This is a genomic window from Pseudoxanthomonas sp. Root630 (assembly GCF_001427585.1).
GTDB lineage: Bacteria > Pseudomonadota > Gammaproteobacteria > Xanthomonadales > Xanthomonadaceae > Pseudoxanthomonas_A.
Genome location: NZ_LMGY01000016.1, coordinates 42,587 through 64,192, shown reverse-complemented (window position 1 = coordinate 64,192; position 21,606 = coordinate 42,587). Strand labels below are relative to the sequence as shown.

Annotated in this window: 14 protein-coding genes; 10 read left to right on the top strand and 4 right to left on the bottom strand. The window is 66.8% G+C overall.

The window, feature by feature from the left end:
- The first annotated feature begins 8 nt into the window (after positions 1-8).
- The 4 genes from carB to recJ are packed head-to-tail and all read left to right on the top strand — an operon-like array spanning position 9 to position 6,408.
- A complete protein-coding gene (gene carB, locus ASD72_RS12565) occupies positions 9-3,254 on the top strand; it encodes a carbamoyl-phosphate synthase large subunit (protein ID WP_056880301.1) in 3,246 nt (1,081 codons plus the stop codon).
- Positions 3,251-3,730 (top strand): transcription elongation factor GreA, encoded by a 480-nt coding sequence (gene greA / locus ASD72_RS12560; protein WP_056880300.1) that lies wholly within the window; start codon positions 3,251-3,253, stop codon positions 3,728-3,730. Before carB ends, greA begins: the two co-directional genes overlap by 4 nt.
- Before the next feature lie 6 nt (positions 3,731-3,736).
- The gene (locus tag ASD72_RS12555) at positions 3,737-4,690 is read left to right on the top strand and encodes a hypothetical protein (protein ID WP_056880299.1); all 954 of its coding nucleotides are present in this window, start codon (positions 3,737-3,739) and stop codon (positions 4,688-4,690) included.
- On the top strand, positions 4,687-6,408 hold the full coding sequence (recJ, locus tag ASD72_RS12550; RefSeq protein ID WP_056880298.1) for a single-stranded-DNA-specific exonuclease RecJ: 1,722 nt from the start codon (positions 4,687-4,689) through the stop codon (positions 6,406-6,408). Before ASD72_RS12555 ends, recJ begins: the two co-directional genes overlap by 4 nt.
- Before the next feature lie 54 nt (positions 6,409-6,462).
- On the opposite strand, the gene ASD72_RS12545 is transcribed toward recJ, so the two are convergent.
- Positions 6,463-8,385: a GGDEF domain-containing protein gene (locus ASD72_RS12545; protein WP_162250386.1), complete on the bottom strand. Its 1,923-nt coding sequence runs from the start codon at positions 8,383-8,385 to the stop codon at positions 6,463-6,465.
- A gap of 129 nt (positions 8,386-8,514) precedes the next feature.
- Here ASD72_RS12545 and prfB point away from each other — a divergent pair.
- The 4 genes from prfB (at position 8,515) to ASD72_RS12525 (ending at position 14,942) form a co-directional block, all read left to right on the top strand.
- Positions 8,515-9,640 (top strand): peptide chain release factor 2 gene (gene prfB, locus ASD72_RS12540; protein ID WP_155944630.1). Its coding sequence is split into 2 segments (ribosomal slippage): positions 8,515-8,589 and positions 8,591-9,640, totalling 1,125 coding nucleotides; the frame shifts between segments, so codons are not numbered across the junction.
- 100 nt (positions 9,641-9,740) lie between these two features.
- Complete coding sequence (lysS, locus tag ASD72_RS12535) at positions 9,741-11,252, top strand: lysine--tRNA ligase (RefSeq protein WP_056880295.1); 1,512 nt, start codon at positions 9,741-9,743, stop codon at positions 11,250-11,252.
- Between the two features lie 357 nt (positions 11,253-11,609).
- Complete coding sequence (locus tag ASD72_RS12530; RefSeq protein ID WP_056880686.1) at positions 11,610-12,749, top strand: two-component system response regulator; 1,140 nt, start codon at positions 11,610-11,612, stop codon at positions 12,747-12,749.
- A 3-nt stretch (positions 12,750-12,752) separates the two neighbouring features.
- Positions 12,753-14,942: an ATP-binding protein gene (locus ASD72_RS12525; protein ID WP_056880294.1), complete on the top strand. Its 2,190-nt coding sequence runs from the start codon at positions 12,753-12,755 to the stop codon at positions 14,940-14,942.
- Positions 14,943-15,136: 194 nt separating this feature from the next.
- Here ASD72_RS12525 and ASD72_RS12520 read toward each other — a convergent pair whose 3' ends face one another.
- Together ASD72_RS12520 and ASD72_RS12515 are read right to left on the bottom strand one after the other, a co-directional pair.
- Complete coding sequence (locus tag ASD72_RS12520; protein ID WP_056880293.1) at positions 15,137-16,003, bottom strand: crotonase/enoyl-CoA hydratase family protein; 867 nt, start codon at positions 16,001-16,003, stop codon at positions 15,137-15,139.
- A 269-nt stretch (positions 16,004-16,272) separates the two neighbouring features.
- Complete coding sequence (locus ASD72_RS12515) at positions 16,273-17,952, bottom strand: long-chain fatty acid--CoA ligase (protein ID WP_056880292.1); 1,680 nt, start codon at positions 17,950-17,952, stop codon at positions 16,273-16,275.
- Between the two features lie 124 nt (positions 17,953-18,076).
- Here ASD72_RS12515 and ASD72_RS12510 point away from each other — a divergent pair, with 124 nt between their 5' ends.
- Positions 18,077-18,508, top strand: coding sequence for a nuclear transport factor 2 family protein (locus tag ASD72_RS12510; RefSeq protein WP_235578008.1), 432 nt, complete (start codon positions 18,077-18,079; stop codon positions 18,506-18,508).
- A gap of 3 nt (positions 18,509-18,511) precedes the next feature.
- Here the strand turns inward: ASD72_RS12510 and ASD72_RS12505 are convergent, their stop codons facing one another.
- Positions 18,512-18,973, bottom strand: coding sequence for a hypothetical protein (locus ASD72_RS12505; RefSeq protein ID WP_155944629.1), 462 nt, complete (start codon positions 18,971-18,973; stop codon positions 18,512-18,514).
- 160 nt (positions 18,974-19,133) lie between these two features.
- On the opposite strand from ASD72_RS12505, the gene ASD72_RS12500 reads away from it, so the two are divergent.
- A complete protein-coding gene (locus ASD72_RS12500) occupies positions 19,134-21,590 on the top strand; it encodes a prolyl oligopeptidase family serine peptidase (protein ID WP_056880290.1) in 2,457 nt (818 codons plus the stop codon).
- Positions 21,591-21,606 lie beyond the last annotated feature (16 nt).

Sequence of the window (21,606 nt, the reverse complement as noted above, 5' to 3'; positions counted from 1 at the left end):
AGTCCCCCATGCCCAAGCGCAACGACCTCAAAACCATCCTGATCATCGGTGCAGGCCCGATCGTCATCGGCCAGGCCTGCGAATTCGATTATTCCGGCGCCCAGGCGTGCAAGGCGTTGCGCGAGGAGGGGTATCGGGTGGTGCTGGTCAACAGCAACCCCGCGACCATCATGACCGACCCGGAGATGGCGGACGCGGTCTACATCGAGCCGATCAACTGGCAGACGGTCGAGAAGATCATCGCCAAGGAGAAGCCCGATGCGCTGCTGCCCACCATGGGTGGGCAGACCGCGCTGAACTGCGCGCTGGACCTGGCGGACAACGGGGTACTCGAGAAGTACGGCGTCGAGCTCATCGGCGCCAAACGCGATGCCATCCGGATGGCCGAAGACCGCGAACTGTTCCGCGTGGCGATGGGCGAGATTGGCCTGGAGTGCCCGAAGGCCGCCGTCGCCCACACGCTCGAGGAAGCGCTGGAGATCCAGACCCGCGTCGGCTATCCCACCATCATCCGTCCCAGCTTCACGCTGGGCGGCAGTGGTGGCGGCATCGCCTACAACCGCGAGGAACTGGTCGATATCGTGACCCGTGGTCTGGAACTGTCGCCGACCACCGAAGTGCTGGTGGAAGAGTCGGTGCTGGGCTGGAAGGAGTTCGAGATGGAAGTCGTCCGCGACACCGCGGACAACTGCATCATCGTCTGCTCCATCGAGAACCTCGACCCGATGGGCGTGCACACCGGCGACAGCATCACCGTCGCTCCGGCGCAGACGCTGACCGACAAGGAATACCAGCGCCTGCGTGACGCCTCCATCGCGGTGCTGCGCAAGATCGGCGTGGACACCGGTGGCTCGAACGTGCAGTTCGGCATCAATGCGCAGACCGGCCGCGTGGTGGTCATCGAAATGAACCCGCGCGTGTCGCGTTCGTCGGCGCTGGCGTCCAAGGCGACCGGCTTCCCGATCGCCAAGGTCGCCGCCAAGCTGGCGGTGGGCTACACGCTGGATGAACTGAAGAACGAGATCACCGGCGGCAAGACGCCGGCCTCGTTCGAGCCGGCGATCGACTACGTCGTCACCAAGATCCCGCGCTTCGCGTTCGAGAAGTTCCCGCAGGCCGATGCCCGCCTCACCACCCAGATGAAGTCGGTGGGCGAGGTGATGGCGATGGGCCGCACCTTCCAGGAATCGCTGCAGAAGGCGCTGCGTGGCCTGGAGACCGGCAAGGTCGGCCTCGACCCCACCGGGCTGGACCTGGCGGACGAAGACGATCTGGCCAAGCTGCGCCGCGAGCTGAAGGCGCCGGGCCCGGAGCGCCTGTTCTACGTGGCCGACGCCTTCCGCGCCGGCATGAGCGTCGAGCAGGTGCATGCGCTGTCGTTCATCGATCCCTGGTTCCTCGACCAGATGGAAGAGATCATCGCGACCGAACAGCAACTGGCCGCCGATGGTCTGGGCTCGCTGGACAAGGCGCGCATGCGTCGCCTCAAGCGCATGGGTTTCTCCGACGCACGCCTGGCCCAACTGGCCGGCACCGACGAGGCCGCCGTCCGCGTGTTGCGCAAGGCGCTGGGCGTGAAGCCGGTCTACAAGCGCGTGGACTCCTGCGCGGCCGAATTCGCAACCAGCACCGCCTATCTGTATTCGACCTACGAGGACGAGTGCGAGGCGCACCCGACCGGTCGCGAGAAGATCATGATCCTGGGCGGCGGACCCAACCGCATCGGCCAGGGCATCGAGTTCGACTACTGCTGCGTGCACGCGGCGCTCGCGCTGCGCGAGGATGGGTTCGAGACCATCATGGTCAACTGCAATCCGGAAACCGTCTCCACCGATTACGACACCTCCGATCGCCTGTACTTCGAGCCGCTGACGCTTGAAGACGTGCTGGAGATCGTGGAACTGGAACAGCCGAAGGGCGTCATCGTGCAGTACGGCGGCCAGACGCCGCTGAAGCTGGCGCGTGCGCTCGAGGCCAACGGCGTGCCGGTCATCGGCACCAGCCCGGACTCGATCGACCTGGCCGAGGACCGCGAGCGCTTCCAGCAGCTGGTCGACAAGCTGGGCCTGAAGCAGCCGCCGAACCGCATCGCCCGCAACGACCAGGAAGCCCTGCTGCTGGCCCGCGAGATCGGTTACCCGCTGGTGGTGCGCCCGTCGTACGTGCTGGGCGGCCGTGCGATGGAAATCGTCTATGGCGAGTCCGACCTGGCGCGCTACGTGCGCGATGCGGTCAAGGTGTCCAATGATTCGCCGGTGCTGCTGGACCGCTTCCTCGACAACGCCGTCGAAGTGGATGTGGACATCATCGCCGACGCCGAAGGCAACGTCCTGATCGGCGGCGTGATGGAGCACATCGAAGAAGCCGGCGTGCATTCCGGCGACTCCTCATGCTCGCTGCCGCCGTACTCGCTGTCGGCGAAGACACAGGACGAACTGCGCCGCCAGGTGGTCGAGTTGGCCAAGGCGTTGAAGGTCGTCGGCCTGATGAACACCCAGTTCGCCATCCAGTCCAGCGAAGACGGCAGCGACGACATCGTCTACCTGCTGGAAGTGAACCCACGTGCCTCGCGCACGGTGCCGTTCGTCTCCAAGGCCACCGGCATGCCGCTGGCCAAGATCGCGGCCCGTTGCATGGCCGGCAAGACGCTGGCCGGGCAGGGCGCCACCAAGGAAATCGTGCCGGACTACTACTCGGTCAAGGAAGCGATCTTCCCGTTCGCCAAGTTCCAGGGCGTGGATCCGATCCTCGGGCCGGAAATGCGCTCCACCGGTGAAGTGATGGGCGTGGGCCGCAGCTTCGGTGCCGCCATGGCGCGCGCGCAGGAAGCCGGCGGCATCAAGGCGCCGCCGGTGGGCAAGGTGTTCATCTCGGTGCGCGACCCGGACAAGAAGCGCGTGCTGCCGGTGGCGCAGGAACTGGTCGCCCGCGGTTACTCCATCGTCGCTACCGCGGGTACGGCGACGTGGTTGCGCGAGCGCGGCATCGACTGCACCCAGATCAACAAGGTGCTGGAAGGCCGCCCGCACGTGGTGGACCTGATCAAGAACGGCGAAATCGTGTATATCGTCAACACCACGGAAGGACGCCAGGCCATTGCCGACTCCTTCTCGATCCGGCGCGAGGCCCTGCAGCACCGCGTCACCTATTCGACCACCGTCGCTGGCGCCAAGGCGCTGGTGCATTCGCTGGAATACCGTGGCACCGGCCCGGTGCTGGCGTTGCAGGAACTGCACAAGGAGCTTCAAGGGTGAGAGCCCCATTGACGATGCAGGGCGCGCAGCGCCTGCGCCAGGAACTGGACCTTCTGAAGACGGTCAAGCGCCCCGAAGTGATCGCCGCGATCGCCGAGGCGCGCGCGCACGGCGACCTGAAGGAGAACGCCGAGTACCACGCCGCGCGTGAGCAGCAGGGCTTCATCGAAGGCCGCATCAAGCAGCTCGAAGGCGAGCTGTCGCACTCGGAAATCATCGACGTCAGCAAGCTCAACGCCGGCTCCCGCATCGTGTTCGGCGCAAAGGTCGTGCTGGCCGACGTGGACACCGACGAAGAGAAACGCTACCAGGTGGTCGGCGACCTCGAAGCCGACATCAAGCTGGGGCTGATCGCGATCTCCTCGCCGCTGGCCCGCGCCCTGATCGGCAAGCACGAAGGCGACTCCGTCACCATCGATGCGCCCGCCGGCCAGCGCGAATACGAAATCGTCGGCGTCTCGTACAGCGAAGACTGAGCCCCGATGGCCCAGGCCACCCTGCTGCTTGCCGCGCGCACCCGCCTCGTCGGGCAGGCGCTGCCCGACGACGTGGCGCGTGCGCTGGGCCGCAGCGACAGCAGCCGGGTGGAAGCGGGTGAACGCGCGCAGTTGCGGCGCCAGTTCCACCTAGTGCCGGACCACTGGCCGATCGCTGCGCTGACCCGGCAGCACGATGCGGGCGATGCCGCGGGTGCTCGCTGGCTGCGGGCCGATCCCGTGCGGGTGTCGCCCGACATGACCGGTGCGCGGATGCTCGCGCATGGCGAGTCGCTGGGCCTTTCCATCGAAGACACCGCGCAGTTGTTGCCGGTGCTCAAGCCGCTCTTCGGCGATGCGGGCATGCTGCTCGATGCACCGCACCCGGCACGCTGGTACCTGCGCCTGCCGCTGGACGCCCAGCTGCCCGAGTTCGTGCCGGTCGACGACGTGCTGGGCGACGACCTGTTCGCGCACCTGCCGCACGGCGACGCCGGCCGACGATGGCGTGCCCTGCTCAGCGAAGCGCAGGTATTGCTGCATAACCACCCGTGGAATGCGCAGCGCGTGGCCCAGGGCAAGCCGCCGGTCAATTCCCTGTGGTTCTGGGGCGCCGGCACGCTGCCGGACGTCGTCCGCACCGGCTTCCGCCAGGTGAAGGGCAACGACGTGCTGCTGCAGGCGCTGGCCCGGTCGGCCGGCGTGGATGCCAGCCATGCCGGTGGCGAGGGCGGGGTGGACGCGCTGATCGATCTGCGCCATCTGCGCAACCTGGACTTGCTGTGCCGTGATGCGCTGCGTCCGCTGCTGGAGGCCTTGAAGAAGGGCGAACTGGATACGTTGACACTCGATTTTGAGGACGGCGCCCTGTTCGCGCTCCGCCGCGACCAGCGGTGGCGGTTCTGGCGCCGCGCACTGCCGCGCCTGGATACGTTGCGCCCCGACCACGTTCCGGCATGAAGTCCGTCGCGCGGATCCGGCGACGCGACGCGGGCGTGGCGGGTACGTGGCCCGCGACCGTGCCCGCCTTGCTGCAACGCGTGTATGAAGCGCGTGGCGTTGGTTCGATGGAGCAGGCGCAGCCCAGGCTTGCCCAGCTGCTGCCCCCCGACCTGCTGGGCGGCATCGATGCCGCGACGGCACTGCTGGCCGACGCCATCGCCGCGGACCGACACATCGTCGTCGTCGGCGACTTCGATTGCGACGGCGCCACCGCGTGCGCGGTCGGCGTGCGCGGGCTCTGCCTGCTGGGTGCGCGACGGGTAACGCCGGCGGTGCCCAACCGCATCGTCCACGGCTACGGCTTGTCGCCGTCACTGGTCGAAGAGCTGGAGGCGCTGTCGCCCGAACTGCTGGTCACCGTCGACCATGGCATCGCGTGCCACGCCGGCATCGCGGCGGCCAAGGCGCGCGGCTGGCAGGTGCTGGTGACCGATCACCACCTGCCCGGCGACGCGTTGCCGCCGGCAGACGCCATCGTCAACCCGAACCTGCGCGGCGATCCGTTCCCCAGCAAGATGCTGGCCGGCGTGGGGGTGATGTTCTACGTGCTGCTCGCGCTACGGCGCGTGCTGCGCGAACGTGGCGCCTTCGACGGTCCGGAGCCGGACCTGTCGTCGTTGCTCGACCTGGTCGCGGTAGGCACGGTCGCCGACCTGGTGCCGCTGGATGCGAACAACCGCGCCCTGGTGGGGGCCGGCTTGCGTCGTTTGCGCACGGGCCAGGCCTGCGCCGGGCTGAAGGCGCTGGTCCACGTCGCCGGTCGCGAACCCGCACGGCTCACCGCAGCGGATATCGGCTTCGCCATCGCGCCGCGCCTGAACGCCGCAGGCAGGCTGGAAGACATGGCGCTCGGCATCGCGTGCCTGCTGACGGACGACGCCACCCAGGCCGCCGAGATGGCGCGCGTGCTCGATGGCATCAACGCCGAGCGCCGTGGCGTGCAGCAACAGATGGTGGACGAAGCGCACGCCGTGCTGGCCCGCATCGATGCGGAAGGCAGCGTGCCGCTCGCGCCCTGTCTGTTCGATCCCGAGTGGCATCCGGGCGTGGTCGGGCTGGTGGCCTCGAAGATCAAGGAGCGGCTGCACCGTCCGGTGATCGCGTTCGCCCCCGCCGAACCGGGCAGCAGCATGCTGCGGGGTTCGGCGCGCTCCATTCCCGGCTTCCACATCCGTGATGCGCTGGCGGCGATCGATGCGGCGAACCCGGGCTTGATGCAGCGCTTCGGCGGTCATGCGATGGCGGCCGGCTTGTCGCTGGACGAGACCGCATTGCCTGCCTTCCGCGCGGCGTTCCACACGCAGGCCTCGACGCTGCTCGACGAAGCACTGCTGCAGGAAGTGCTGCTGAGCGATGGCGAACTGCGGTCGGACGAGCTCGATCGCGCCCATGCCGAAGCGCTGCGCGGTGCGGGCCCTTGGGGGCAGGGCTTCCCCGAGCCGATGTTCGATGGCTGTTTCGAGGTGCTGGACTGGCGCGTGCTCGGCGAAAAGCACCTGAAGTTCTCGCTGCGCCGCGCCGGCCATGCCGCACCGCTGAATGCAATCCACTTCAACGGCTGGCAGGACCATCCACCGCCCCCCCGCATCCACGCGGCGTACCAGCTGGAGACCGACGACTGGCAGAACCGTCGCGGGATCCAGTTGCTGATCCGTCATTGGCAGGCGGCGGACTGAGGCTTCAAGCGCCTGTGATGGCCCGCTGTGCGGATGCTGGTGCGGCCCGGCCGATCACGCCGCCCGCATGACCACCTTGGGCAAGCGCTCGATGGCGTAGCTCGCCATCAGATCCACATGACCGTTGCGCACCGCATTCTCCGGCTCCTCGAGCACGGCGGCCGCGCTGTCGCCCTCGGGCAAGGCGCGCCCCCACAGGCCGGCCCATGCATTGCGGCGGTCCTTGGCGGCGTAGAGCGCGCGATCGGCCAGCCGGATGGCGTACTCCCAACCTTCGCGACCTTCCTCGAAGAACGGGAAGGGCGCGAAGCCCAGCGAGACGGTGAGGTCCCAGGCGCGGCCCGGCGCGAGTTCGCGAGCCCCGCCCAGGCGTTCGTGCAGGCGCGCGGCGACCGTGCACGCCTGCGCTGCGGTAAGGTCCGGACAAGCCATCAGGAATTCTTCGCCACCCCAACGTGCGATCACATCGCCGGGGCGGCACAGGGCGCGGAGCGCATCGGCGATGTCCACCAGCACATCGTCGCCGGCGTGATGACCGAAGCCGTCGTTGACCTTCTTGAAGTGGTCGATATCGATCAGGAACAGCACGTGGCGCATCCCGGGGGACGCGCGCAGCGACGACATGGCCTGCAGGGCGTCGCCGGCGGCGCGACGGTTGCGCAGGCCGGTGAGTGGATCGGTGGCGCTGACGGCCCGCAACTGGCGGTTCTTGCGCCGCTGCAGCAGACCGAAGCCGACGCCTGCGATCACCAGCAACCCCAACAAGGCGCCGCCGGCACGGCGCAGCAGCCGCGCCTTGTCGTCGTTCAGGGCGCTGATCTGCGCCTGATGGCGCAGTTGTTCCAGTTCGCGCTGCGCGTCGGCGCTCTCGCTGCGCGCCTGCAGGTCGGCCAGCAGTTCGAGGCGCTGCTGCTTCAGGGATTCCATCTCCAGCGCATGCAGGCGCGCGCCGACGGCCAGCGCCTGGTCGGACTGGCCCATCGCCGCATGCGCGGCCATCCACGCCAGCAGGACTTCACGCTGCTTCTGCGGCTGCGGCTGGCCATCGACCAGCGTCCACGCGCGTTGCGCGGTGGCGAGTGCGCCGGCCGCATCGCCCGACTGCCGCTGCAGGACCGAACGCTTGGCCAGCGAGCCCGCCAGGCCCGGGAAATCCTGGCTGGCTTCCTGTGAGCGGATTGCGGCGTCGAGCAGCGGTTTGGCCTGCGTACGCTTGCCTTGCAGGATCCAGAGACCGGCACGCTCCGCATGCAGACGGTCCAGCACGGCATGCGCCTGCTTGGCCGTGGCCATGGTTTCGCCTTGCGTGATGACGGCCATGGCCTCGGTGTTGCGGCCCAGCGAGATCAGGTTCAACGCATGGTTGTGGAGGATGAGGGGGTCTTCCAGACCCACCGTGGCAGCGGCGGCCAGCGCCTTGCGGTAGTACGCGTCGGCCACGTCGGGCGAATCGAGGTAATCCGCATGGATCAGGCCGATGTTGGTCAGCGTGGCGGCCTGCACCAGCGCGGCATCGCGCGCATCCAGCCGCGAGGACACTTCGTAGGCGCGCAGGTACGCCGCTTCCGCGCTGTGGATGTGCCCGGCCCCCTGGTAGATGGAGCCGGCATGCGAATAGGCGCGCATCTTGAGGTCGGGCGTGAGATCGGGACGCTCGCCCACCCGACGTTCCATGCGCTCGGCCGCGATCAGTGCCTGTTCCGGTTCGCCGCTCAGGCCGGCGGCGATGCCGAGGCAGCTGAGCGTCTTCAGTTCATCCTCGAGCGAGAGATCCGTCGCCTGCAGCAGGCGGTGCGCGAGCGCGACCGCCTTCACCGGTTCGTCGCGCCGCAGCTTCAGGCACAGGCCGACCTGCGCGGCACGGTCCCCGGCGGGTGCGGGTGTGGGTGCCGCCGCGGACGAGGGCAGGGCGACCAGCATCGCCAGGCCGAGCAAGCCTGACAGCAGGGAGCGGGACGACGGGACAGGGATGGACATGACCAGCGACGACTCGGGGGCAGGGGCCTGCATTTCCATGCAATTCCTGTTCCGGAAACGCGTCCGGCGGGCCAGGTGTCCGGCTCTGGTATCCTTGGCGGCCGATTCCGCCCCCCGTTCAAACGCACCATGATCGAGCTGAACCCTATCCGCCAGCGCATCGCCGACCTGCAAGACAGGCTGGCCTCGCTCCGGGGGTATCTTTGACTACGATGCCAAGCGCGAACGCCTGGAAGAAGTAAACCGCGAGCTGGAAAGCCCGGACATCTGGAACAACCCGGACTACGCCCAGCAGCTGGGCCGCGAGCGCTCGCTGCTGGACAAGACCGTCAACGGCATCCGCGAGATCGAGGAAGGCCTGGCGGGCGGCTCCGAACTGCTCGAGCTGGCCGAAATGGAGAACGACGAGGACACCGCGCAGGCCGTGGTCGCCGACGTCGAGCGCTATGCCGTGCACGTGGGCAAGCTGGAGTTCCAGCGCATGTTCTCCGGCAAGATGGACAGCTCCAATGCGTTCGTCGACATCCAGGCCGGCGCCGGTGGCACCGAAGCCCAGGACTGGGCGGAAATCCTGCTGCGCATGTACCTGCGCTGGTGCGAATCGCGCGGCTGGAAGACCGAGCTGATGGAAGCCAGCGGCGGCGACGTCGCCGGCATCAAGTCGGCCACGTTGCGCGTGGAAGGCGACTTCGCCTATGGCTGGCTGAAGACCGAGACCGGCGTGCACCGCCTGGTGCGCAAGTCGCCGTTCGACTCGGACAACCGCCGCCACACCAGCTTCACCTCGGTGTTCGTGTCGCCGGAAGTCGACGACAACATCGACATCGACATCAATCCGGCCGACCTGCGAACCGACGTGTACCGCTCTTCCGGTGCCGGTGGCCAGCACGTCAACAAGACCGAATCGGCGGTGCGCATCACCCATGTGCCGACCGGCATCGTGGTCGCCTGCCAGACCGGGCGCAGCCAGCACCAGAACCGCGACAACGCGATGAAGATGCTGGCCGCGAAGCTGTACGAGCTGGAGATCCAGAAGCGCAACGCCGAGCGGGATGCGGTGGAAGCCACCAAGTCCGACATCGGCTGGGGCAGCCAGATCCGCAACTACGTGCTGGACCAGAGCCGCATCAAGGACCTGCGCACCGGCATCGAGCGTTCGGATACGCAGAAGGTGCTGGACGGCGACCTGGACGAATTCGTCGAGGCCAGCCTGAAATCCGGCCTGGAAGCCGGCGCCAAACGCATCGACGCTTGATGTGGCCGTTCCCCCTGTGGGCGCGACGCAAGTCGCGAACGGCCGCCGAAAAAGCTCGCGACTCACGTCGCTCCCACGCTCTAGAACCCGACACGACCCCATGACAGACCACACGCCTCCGCAGGACGAGAACAGCCTCATCGCCGAGCGTCGCGCCAAGCTGACGGCCCTGCGCGGGCAGGGCATCGCGTTCCCGAACGACTTCCGCCGCAGCGACTACGCGGACGATCTGCAGAAGCAGTACGGCGACGCCGACCTGTGGACGGTCGAAGCGCTGGAAAGTGCGGGTCGCCACGTGAAGCTGGCAGGCCGCCTGATGGCCAAGCGGGTGATGGGCAAGGCCAGTTTCGTCCAGATCCAGGACGAGTCGGGGCGCATCCAGCTGTTCCTGCAGTCCAACACGCTGGGCGACACCTACGACGCCTTCAAGGGGTGGGACATCGGCGATATCGTCGGCGTCGAGGGCGGCTTGACCCGCACCCGCACCGGCGAGCTGTCGGTCAAGGCCGGGGCCCTGCGCCTGCTGACCAAGTCGCTGCGCCCGTTGCCGGACAAGTGGCATGGCCTGTCGGACGTCGAGCAACGCTATCGCCAGCGCTACGTGGACCTGATCGTCACGCCGGAAGCGCGGAACGTGTTCATCAAGCGGTCGCAGATCATCCGTGCGATCCGCGAATGGCTGGACACGCGCCGCTTCCTGGAGGTGGAGACGCCGATGATGCATTACATCCCCGGCGGCGCGGCGGCCAAGCCGTTCACCACCCACCACAACGCGCTCGACCTCGACCTGTACCTGCGCGTGGCGCCCGAGCTGTACCTGAAGCGCCTGGTCGTCGGCGGGCTGGAACGCGTCTACGAGATCAACCGCAACTTCCGCAACGAAGGCGTCAGCACGCGGCACAACCCGGAGTTCACGATGCTGGAGCTGTACGAGGCCTACGCCACGTACACCGAGATCATGGACCTGACCGAGGGGGTCATCCGCGACGTCGCCCACGAGGTGTTGAGCACCGGCCAGGTGACCTGGGATGGCCAGGACATCGATCTGGAGCCCGCCTTCCGCCGCTGGCGGATGGACGAAGCCGTGCGCCACCACAACCCGGAAATCAGCGCCGCCGACTGCACCGACCGCGAGGCGCTGGCGGCCCACTGCGCGCGCCTCAAGATCCATGTGAAGCCGTCCTATGGCTGGGGCAAGCTGCTGCTCGAGATCTTCGAGAAGACCGTGGAGCACACCCTGGTCCAGCCGACCTTCATCACCGACCATCCGGTGGAGGTCTCGCCGCTGGCCCGCGCCAACGACGACAACCCGGGCTACACCGACCGCTTCGAGCTGTTCATCAACGGCAAGGAGCTGGCCAACGGCTTCTCCGAACTCAACGACCCCGAAGACCAGGCCGCACGCTTCATGGCCCAGGTCCAGGCGAAGGAGGGCGGTGACGACGAAGCCATGCATTTCGACGCCGATTACATCCGCGCCCTGGAAGTGGGCCTGCCGCCCACCGGCGGCCTGGGGATCGGCATCGACCGGCTGGTCATGCTGCTGACCGGCTCGGATTCGATCCGGGACGTCCTGCTGTTCCCCTACATGCGGCCCGAAAGCCAGGGTTGACGGCAGGCCCGGTGCGTCAAGATAGTGACGCACCGGGGCAGTATCGGCTCCGGCCGGTGTGACGCGGCAGGTCCAAACCCGGCAGCAGGACCCCTGCCGGACCGTTGCCCCCGCAGGTGTGTCGCCCGTCACGGATGGACGGAACGCCTTCATTCCGTGACGGAGGTCCCGTTGTTCCAGCCCAAGATGCCCTGGCCCCGGCTGGCACGCTTCCTGCGTGGATTCACGCGCAGGGCGGTTAACTTCAGGCCGTCCGCGCCGATAGAGATCGGGGGAGGGGGCCCCGCGATTCGCATCGGTTCCCTTCGTGGATCTCGGACCCCCCCAGGGTCTGTGTCGTCGAACAGGACTGCCGACATGCTAGATGCGAGCGTTGCCACCGCCGGAGTATCCTTGCCCGACAGCCACTTGATGTGGCCCCAAGGGGTGGGTAACGCTTTGAACATCGTCATCGTCGACGATCAGACGTCTGCGCGCACGATGCTGCGCCATGTCATCGAGGACATCGCGTCCGAGCTGGCCGTCCACGATTTCGGCGATCCCCTGGCCGCGCTGGAGTGGTGCGAGAAGAACCGCACCGACCTGCTGCTGCTCGACTACCGCATGCCGGGCATGGATGGGCTGGAATTCGCCCGCCGGTTCCGCCGGCTGCCGATGCACCGCGACATCGCGATCATCCTGATCACCGTGGTGGGCGACGAGCCCATCCGCCAGGCCGCCCTCGAGGCGGGTGTCATCGATTTCCTGGTCAAGCCGGTGCGTCCGCGCGAACTGCGCGCCCGCTGCCGCAACCTGCTGCAGCTGCGCCAGCAGTCCGAGAACGTGAAGCAACGCGCCCTGTCGCTGGAGCAGCGCCTGCTGTCCAGCATGCATGAGGTCGAGGAGCGCGAGCGCGAGACGCTGTCGCGCCTGGCCCGTGCGATCGAGTACCGCGACAGTGGCACCAGTGCTTACCTCGAGCGCATGGCGCACGTGGCCGGCCTGATCGCCGAACAGCTTGGCCTGCCCGAGGACGAGGTGCGCGCCATCGAGATGTCGGCCCCGCTGCACGACATGGGCAAGATCGCCATCCCGGATTCGGTGCTGATGAAGGCGGGCCCGCTGACCGAAGACGAGACCGAGGTCATGCGCCGGCACCCGAAGATCGGCCACCAGTTGCTGTCCGGCAGCCAGAACCGCTTCATCCAGGCCGGTGCCATCATCGCCCTGCGCCATCACGAACGTTACGACGGCAGCGGCTACCCCGATGGCCTCGTCGGCGACGAGATCCCGTTGGAAGCAAGGATAGTCGCGGTTGCGGACGTGTTCGATGCGCTGATTTCGCCCCGCCCGTACAAGAAGGCCTGGGAGAAGGACGCCGCCCTGGCTTACCTGTACGCCCAGCGTGGCCGCCTGTTCGACCCCGCATGTGTCGACGCGTTGATCCGCGGGCGGACGCGTTTGGACGACATCTGCGAACGCTACTCGACGGTGCAGAGCCGTCCAGGGATGGAGTGAGCCATGTCCAACGTCTTCTCCTGGGTACGATCCCGGCTGGCGCACCGCGGCGACAGCGAGCATGGTCAGGCGCTGATCCGCGTCGCGCTGATTTCCATCATCCTGACCTATGCGCTGCTGCCCTCGTCGCGCGCAGCGCTGCCGGCCGATGAATACACCATCGTCCTGACCATCATCACCTCCGGGCTCGTCAACAGCCTGGGCATCTTCGCGTGGCTGCTGGTCCAGCCCGGAAAGTCCCACGCCCGTCGCGGACTGGGCATGATCGCCGACTACGGCCTGCTGGCCGCCGCCATGAACGGCATGGGCGAGCCGCTGTCGTGGGCGTACGTCGTGCTGATGTGGATCACCGTCGGCAACGGCCTCCGCTACGGCAACCGCTACCTGGTGGTCGCGGTCACGATGGCCAGCACCGCATTCGCCGCCGTGGTGTGGATGAACGACTACTGGCGCGCGAACGCGACACTGGGCATCGGCCTGGTGCTCGGCCTGATCGCCGTGCCGATGTATCTCTCGGGCCTGCTGCGCGACCTGACCCGTGCCACCGACGAAGCCCGGCGCGCGAACGAAGCCAAGAGCCGCTTCCTGGCCAACATGAGCCACGAGTTCCGCACGCCGCTCAATGGCCTGGCGGGCATGTCCGAGCTGCTCGCCACCACGCGCCTGGATACCGAGCAGCGCGAATGCCTGTCGACGATCCAGGCCTCCACCCGGACCTTGCTGGGCCTGGTCGAGGACGTGCTGGACATCTCCGCGATCGAAGCGGGCAAGGTCAAGCTCAACGTGGTCGAGTTCTCGCCGCGCGAGCTGGTCGACAGCATCGGCCTGATCCTGATGCCGCAGGCCCGTGGCAAGCAGGTGCGTTATGAAGGCCAGGTGGACGACACAATCCCGGCCAAGCTGCGCGGCGACGCCGGCCACTTGCGGCAGGTCCTGCTGAACCTCGCGGGCAATGCGGTCAAGTTCACCGACGAGGGCGAAGTCCGCCTGACCGTCGCGCCGATGCTGGTCGATGGCCAGCACGTGCGCCTGCGCTTCACGGTGACCGATACCGGTATCGGCGTACCCGTCGCGCTGCGCGAACGCCTGTTCGAAGCGTTCGAACAGGCCGACGTCAGCCTGTCCCGCCGCTACGGCGGCACCGGCCTCGGCACGACGATCGCCAAGGGCCTCACCGAGGCGATGGGCGGCACGATCGGCTTCGAAAGCAACGAACAACGCGGCAGCTGCTTCTGGGTGGAACTGCCATTCGATGTGGTGCCGGACCGTGTCATCGTGCCTGCGGTACAGGGACATGCGGAATGGCTGCAGGAAGAGCCCGACGCGAACAGCGCCGAGAACATCATCGCGTTCTCGGATCCGTTCCTGCGCCACCGCGCCCGCGTGCGCAGCATGCAGATCCTGGTCGCCGACGACCACGAAGCGAACCGCATGGTCGTGCAGCGCCTGCTGCAGAAGGCCGGCCATCGCATCACCTGCGTGAATGGTGGCGAAGAAGTGCTGGATGCGCTGGAATCCGCGTCCTACGACGCGGTGATCTGCGACCTGCACATGCCGGGGCTGAGCGGCCTGGACCTGTTGAAGCAACTGCGCGTGATGGAGGCCGGCAGCGGCAGCCGCACGCCGGTGCTTATCCTCAGCGCCGACGTCACCCCGGAATCCATCCAGCGTTGCGAACAGGCGGGCGCGCGTGCGTTCCTCGCCAAGCCCGTGGTCGCTTCGCGACTGCTGGATGCACTGGCCGACATCGCCACGTCCGGCCGCGCGTCCGCCACGGCGACGGTCGCACCGGTGCGTGCGGAAGTATCCGACGGCGTGCTGGATGTCAGCGTGCTGGACGAGCTCACCGCGCTCGGCATGGGCGATGCCTTCGAACGCGAATTCATCGAACAGTGCCTCAACGACGCGGATGGTTGTATCGGCGCCATGGCGCATGCGATGGAGCGGGGCGATGGTGAGCACCTGCGCGAGCATGCGCACGCACTGAAAGGCGTGGCCAGCAACCTTGGACTGGTGAAGCTCGCTGCCGCGGCAGGCGAGATGATGCGGTTGGCGGACTGGCAGATCACGCGCGAATGGCGTCATCGGCTCGCGGCGCTGAACTCGCACCTGAGCCATGGTCGTGCGGCGCTGGAAGCACGCCAGCGGTTGCGTGGCGCGATCGAGAAGGGCGGCGAAGGTTCTTCGTCCTGATCCCGATCCGGCACCTGGATGCCGCATTGCGCGGATAATCCGGGTGGGACGGAAGCGGCAGGCCCGCCCGAAGGGCGGGTCCCAGGCGAGTACGATGATCCGGACTCGCCCTTGAAGCGCAAGCAGCGCTTCAACCCCCTGATTTCCCCTGTATTCCCTGTGCGTTACAGCAACAGCGGACTACTGCAGGTATCTCAAGCCGCGCGCGTGGAGCGCTTTTCCTGCGCACGCACGATGCGTTCCATCATCTTCAGCGACTTGTCGCCGAGCGTCAGCGCGGTATCGACCCACACCTCGGTGATGCCCATCAGTTCGTCGTAGCCGACCGGCTGCGCGAGGTTGCGGCAGGCATTCAGCGCCAGGTGCGCATGCGGGGAGCGGCGCTGCTTGTCGATGATGGTCTGGACGGCTGCGGCACCCTGGCCCTTCGGCACCAGTACATCGACCACGCCCAGCTTGTACAGCTCGTCGCTGGTGTAGATGTTGCCTTCCAGGATGATCTTCTCGGCGACCTGCGGGGACACGCGCTTGCACAGGAACGAGTAGGCGCCCATGCCCGGGAACAGGCCGAACAGCACTTCCGGCAGGCCCATGTCGACACCTTCTTCGGCCACGATGGTGTGGCAGGACAGCGCGATCTCGAGACCGCCGCCCAGCGCATCGCCCTGGATCAGCGCGATGGTGCGGACGTCGCCACCGAGGCCGGTGTTGAGGTGGTGGACGCCGTCGATGCAGCGGCGCGCATAGCTCAGCAGGCGGTCGCGGTTGTTTTCGCGGATCAGCTGCGAGAAGAGTTCCAGGTCGCCGCCAAGGTTGAAGGCCGTGGCATCGGATGCGACGACGAGGTGGCGCAACTTGCCCGGCTGGCGCTGCGACTCGCGCAGGGTGATCGAGTTCATGAAGCTCAGCACATCGTCGAGCATCTGGCTGCGGAAGCACGGACGGACGCCGGGTGCGACGTCGGAGTGCATGTACATCCAGTGGGCATCACCGCTGGGCTCCGACTCGACGCGGATGGTCGGGAAGGCACGGGTGCGCTGCAGTTTTTCGACGTTGTTCATGGAGAGCTCCTTGGAGGGGTTTTTTGCCCGCGCGGCAGGGGATGCGGGTGAGGCGGATTTGTGTGACGCAGGTGGCATCACGCGCCGATCCTACACCTGAACGAATAATTAAAATCCAGTGCACGCGCGCGCTTGTGGCAAGCAAACCACGTCAACCAGGGGCCAGCCTCCGGATTTGTGACGGGCGTCTAGAATTGAGCCCTAAAGTCCTGAACAAAAAGAAAAAGGCCGGCGCAGGGCCGGCCTTTTCTCAAAGCTGAACAGGGTGATCAGGCGCTTTTCGGCGGGTCCCGGAGTTCCTTGCGCAGGATCTTGCCGACGTTGGTTTTCGGCAGTTCGGTGCGGAACTCGATCTGGCGCGGCTGCTTGTAACCGGTCAGGTTGTCGCGGCAATACGCCTTGACCTGGTCGGCGGTGAGCGCGGGATCCTTCTTCACGATGAAAACCTTCACCGCTTCGCCCGATTTCTCGTCGGGCACGCCGATCGCCGCGACCTCGAGTACGCCGTCCATGCCGGCGATGACGTCTTCCACTTCGTTCGGATACACATTGAAGCCGGAGACCAGGATCATGTCCTTCTTGCGGTCGACGATGAAGAAGAATCCGCTCTCGTCCATCTTCGCCATGTCGCCGGTGTGCAGCCAGCCGTCGGCATCGATGACGTTCGCCGTTTCCTCGGGGCGCTGCCAGTAACCCTTCATCACCTGCGGGCCCTTGATGCAGAGCTCACCGACTTCGCCCGTGGGCAGTATGTTGCCGTCATCATCCTTCAAGCAGGCGTCGGTCGACGGTACCGGCAGGCCGATCGCGCCGTTGTAATCCTGCAGGTTCATCGGGTTGATGCACGCGGCGGGCGAGGTTTCGGTCAGGCCATAGGCTTCGACCAGCGTCACGCCGGTGACCTTCTTCCACTTCTCGGCCACGGCGCGCTGCACGGCCATGCCGCCACCCAGCGTCATCTTGAGATTGGAGAAATCGACCTCGTCGAAGCCGGGCGTATTCAACAAGCCATTGAACAACGTGTTGACGCCGGTGATCGCGGTGAAGCGCGTGGCTTTCAGCTCCTTCACGAAGCCCGGCATGTCGCGCGGATTCGTGATCAGGTGATTGAGGCCGCCGAGCTTCATGAAGACCAGGCAGTTCGCCGTCAACGCGAAGATGTGGTACAGCGGCAGCGCGGTGATGATGACCTCGTTGCCGTAATCCAGGCCCGTGCCGACCCACACGCCGGCCTGCTGCATGTTCGCCACCAGGTTGCGGTGGGTCAGCATGGCGCCCTTGGCGACGCCGGTGGTGCCGCCGGTGTACTGCAGGAAGGCGATGTCGCCGGAGTCGATGTCGACATCGGGCAGGGTGTGCAACTGGCCCAGCGTCAGCGTGTCCTTGAAGCGCACGGTGCCGGGGATGTCGTAGTCCGGCACCATCTTCTTCACGTACTTCAGTACGAAGTTGACGATGGCGCCCTTCGGGAAGCCCACGAGGTCTCCCAGCCCGGTGGTGATGACCTGCTTGACCTGCGTGCCGGCCAGCGCTTCCTGAGCGGTCTTGCCGAAGTTGTCGACGACCAGCAGCACGCTCGCGCCGGAATCGGTCAACTGGTGCTTCAGTTCGCGCGGGGTGTACATCGGGTTGACGTTGACCACCGTCAGCCCGGCGCGCAGCACGCCGAAGATCGCAATGGGGTACTGCAGGCAGTTCGGCATCATGATGGCGACGCGATCGCCTTTCTTGAGCTTGAGTTCGCCCAGCAGGTAGGCCGCGAACCGGCGGCTCAGCGCGTCGATCTCGCCGTACGTCAGGGTCTTGCCGAAATTGCGGAACGCCGGTCGGTCGCGGTACTTGCTGATCGCTTCATCGAACACGGACACGATGGAGCGGTACTGCTCCAGGTCAACCGCATGCGGCACGCCTTGCGGGTAACTCTTGAACCACGGACGTTCCTGACTCATCGTTCTGCTCCCTCCCCAGGGTCTTCGGGCTGCCACTCGGCATGCTTATAGGCGAGCGCCGACACGGGCGCCTGTCGGGAGCATACCGTTCCGGATGGAAAAGGCGAAGGTTTCGATGGCGAACATGGGTCTTGGATACGCGGCCGCAGCGCTGGTGCTGCTGGCAGGGCTGGTGGGCTGCCGCTCGGAGACGCCCGAGGCACAGCTGAGACAGCGGTTCGATGCCATGCAGGTCGCGGTGGAGGACAAGCGCGTAGGCGATTTCATGGACGGCGTCAGTGAGGAATTCACGGGGCCAGGCGGGATGGATCGTGCTGCGCTGCACAACCTGGTCCGTGCTCGCACGTTCGCCAACGCGAGGGTGGGCGCAACCACCGGGCCGCTGGAGGTGCGGGTCGATGGCGACAACGCCACCGTGTCCTTCCATCTGCTGCTGACGGGCAGCAGTGGCCGTCTCCTCCCGGAGCAGGCGCGCACCTACGACGTCACGACCGCGTGGCGCCGGGAGGAAGGCGACTGGCGGATCCACCATGCGCAGTGGGACGCGCCACGCTGAGCCCTATTTCGCCGGCGTGAGCCTGCCTGCGCTCCAGCGATAGCGCAGTGTCTTCGGCACGCTGGGGCAGCAACGGGCATCGTTGGGCCCGGGCCACTTCGTTTTCAGCTCGATGATCCCGTTGCGCACCAGCATGCCTTCCACGCTGCCGAGCGGTTCCTCGGCGTCGCCGACCGGTACGTAGCGCTGCCCCTTGCGGGCAAGCACGGTGACGCCATGGTGCCAGTACGTGGGGCCCAGCATCGTCCACAGCACGACCACTTCCGCCTCGCCGTCGCCGTCGAGATCGGCGGTGGCGATGTCACCCGCCTCATAGGCTTCCTGCGGGCTGGCGCTGGCCTGCTTCGTGGCGAGGAACTGTTCGGCGATGCGCCTGGCCTGGTCGGCATCGGGAGCGGCCGCGTGCGCCGGCATGCCGACCACGATGGCGATGAGCAGCAGGGTTGGAAGGACCAGCTTTGCCATGGCGAATTCCTGACGACCCTCGGCGAAGGCCTGCATGTTCCGAAACGCAAGGGGCACCGCCGACCGGCAACGTGGAGCCCGGTACCGCCCACCGATGGTCTGGCTTGCCACCGTGGGAGCAAGGCTTGATGATCCGGATATCCAATTGGGGAAACCGCTCATGTCGATTCGCTGGAAACTCCTGGCGTGCCTGTGGCTGGCCGCCGGAAACGCCTTCGCGCAGGACGCTTTGCCGTACCAGACGCCGCCTGCCGAGATCCTGCAACTCGCCGACGTACAGCGCCCACCCAGCGTGGTGACGGACAGCCGCAAGCAGCACCTGGTGCTGTTCTACCGGGACACGTTCAAGTCGCTGGCGGAACTGTCCGATGAGGAACTCCGCCTCGGCGGCCTGCGCGTGAACCCGCGCACCAACATCGCCAGTACCACCACGTACTTCACCAACCTGCAGGTACAGAGCCTGCAGGGGGGGAGCGCACAACAGGTGGCGGGCCTGCCTGCGAATCCGCGCCTCGCGAATTTCGCCTGGTCTCCCGATGAGCGCCGGCTCGCGTTCACCCACACCACGCGGACGGGCGTGGAGGCCTGGGTGCTTGAGCTGGTCACGGCACAGGCGACGCGCCTGACCGAAGCCCGCGTCAATGGCAACGTCGGCAATCCGCTGACGTGGTTCCGCGACAACCAGGCGTTGCTGGTCCGCATGCTGCCCGCGCAGCGCCCGGCGCTGCTGGATACCGCACGCGCCGTCCCGACCGGGCCGACGGTATCGGTGAGCGATGGCAGCAAGGCGCAGAACCGCACCTATCAGGACCTGCTGAAGAATCCGTCGGACGAAAGCAATTTCACTGTGCTCGCCACGTCCGAGCTGTACCGCGTGCCGTTGAAGGGGCGCGCCACGCTCTGGCGCGCAGCGGCGATGTACACCGGGGAGTCGTTCTCGCCGGACGGCCGCTACGTGCTGCTGCACACGCTGAAGAAGCCGTTCTCTTACCTGGTGCCGTATGGCCGCTTCCCGTATCGCGCGGAGGTGGTGGAAACGACGGGCAAGCCGGCGGTGACCGTCGTGGATGCCCCGCTGGCGGAGAACCTGCCGAAAGGCTTCATGGCCGTGCGCGCGGGTCGTCGCGATGTCGAATGGCGTGCGGATCAACCCGCGACGCTGGTGTGGGCCGAAGCGCTCGACAAGGGCGATCCGGCGATCGAGGTGCCGTTCCGCGACGAAGCCTTCGCCTGGCAGGCACCGTTCTCCGGCGCGCCGCAATCGCTGTTCAAGACGGTGGACCGCGTGCAGGGCGTGCTGTGGGGCGACGATACGCATGCGATCGTCACCGACTATTGGTGGAACACGCGTCATACGCGCACCTACGTGCTGGATCCTTCGAAGCCGGGCGCACCGCTGCGGGAACTCGTCAGTCGCAGCTACCAGGACCAGTACAGCGATCCGGGCCAGTTCGAGACGCGGAAGAACGCATCCGGCGAAACCGTGCTGGCGCTGGACAACGGGCAGGCGCACCTGATCGGCGACGGCTTCACGCCCGAAGGGCAGTTCCCCTTCATCGACAGGATGGATCTGGCCACCGGCAAGAAGGAGCGCCTGTATACCTCGCGGCTGGAAGGCCAGAAGGAGAGCATCCAGGCGCTACTGGACCCCGTGCAGGGCACGGCGCTGGTGCGCATCGAATCGCCGACCGAGTTCCCGAACTATTACGTGCGCCACCTGAAGCAGCGGATCGCGCCGGTACCGGTGACGCGCTTCGAGAATCCGTTCAAGGCCCTGCAGGGTGTGTACAAGGAAGTCCTGACCTACAAGCGCGCGGACGGGCTGCCGCTGACCGGCACGCTGTACCTGCCGGCGGGCTACGACCGCGCCGCCAAGCGCGAAAAGCTGCCGCTGGTGATGTGGGCCTATCCCACCGAGTACAAGGACCGCGACAGCGCCGGCCAGAACACGACCAACCCGAACGAGTTCATCTTCCCGAGCTACGGCTCGCCGGTGTACTGGGTCGCGCGGGGCTACGCCGTGCTCGACGATGCTGCGTTCCCGATCGTGGGCGAGGGCAAGGACGAGCCGAACGACACCTTCATCACCCAGTTGGTCGCCAACGCCAAGGCGGCGATCGATGCCGTCGATGGCCTCGGCTACATCGACCGCTCGCGCGTGGCCGTGGGCGGCCATTCGTATGGTGCGTTCATGACCGCCAACCTGCTGACGCACTCGGACCTGTTCGCCGCCGGCATCGCGCGCAGCGGCGCGTACAACCGCACGCTGACGCCGTTCGGCTTCCAGCAGGAGGAGCGCAACTACTGGGAGGCGCCAGGCGTCTACAACGACATGTCGCCCTTCATGCACGTGGAGAAGATGAAGACGCCCATGCTGCTGGTGCATGGCGAGGCCGACAACAATTCCGGCACGTTCACCATGCAGAGCGAGCGCTACTTCAATGCGCTCAAGGGCTTCGGCGCTCCGGCGCGCCTCGTGCTGCTGCCGAAGGAAAGCCACGGGTATGCCGCGAAGGAATCGGTCCTGCACCTGCTGTGGGAGCAGGACCAGTGGCTGGAGCGCTACGTGAAGAACAAAGGGCAGGCGGCGGGTGCCGCACCGGCGGCCGCCCGCTGAGACACGGGCCGCAGGC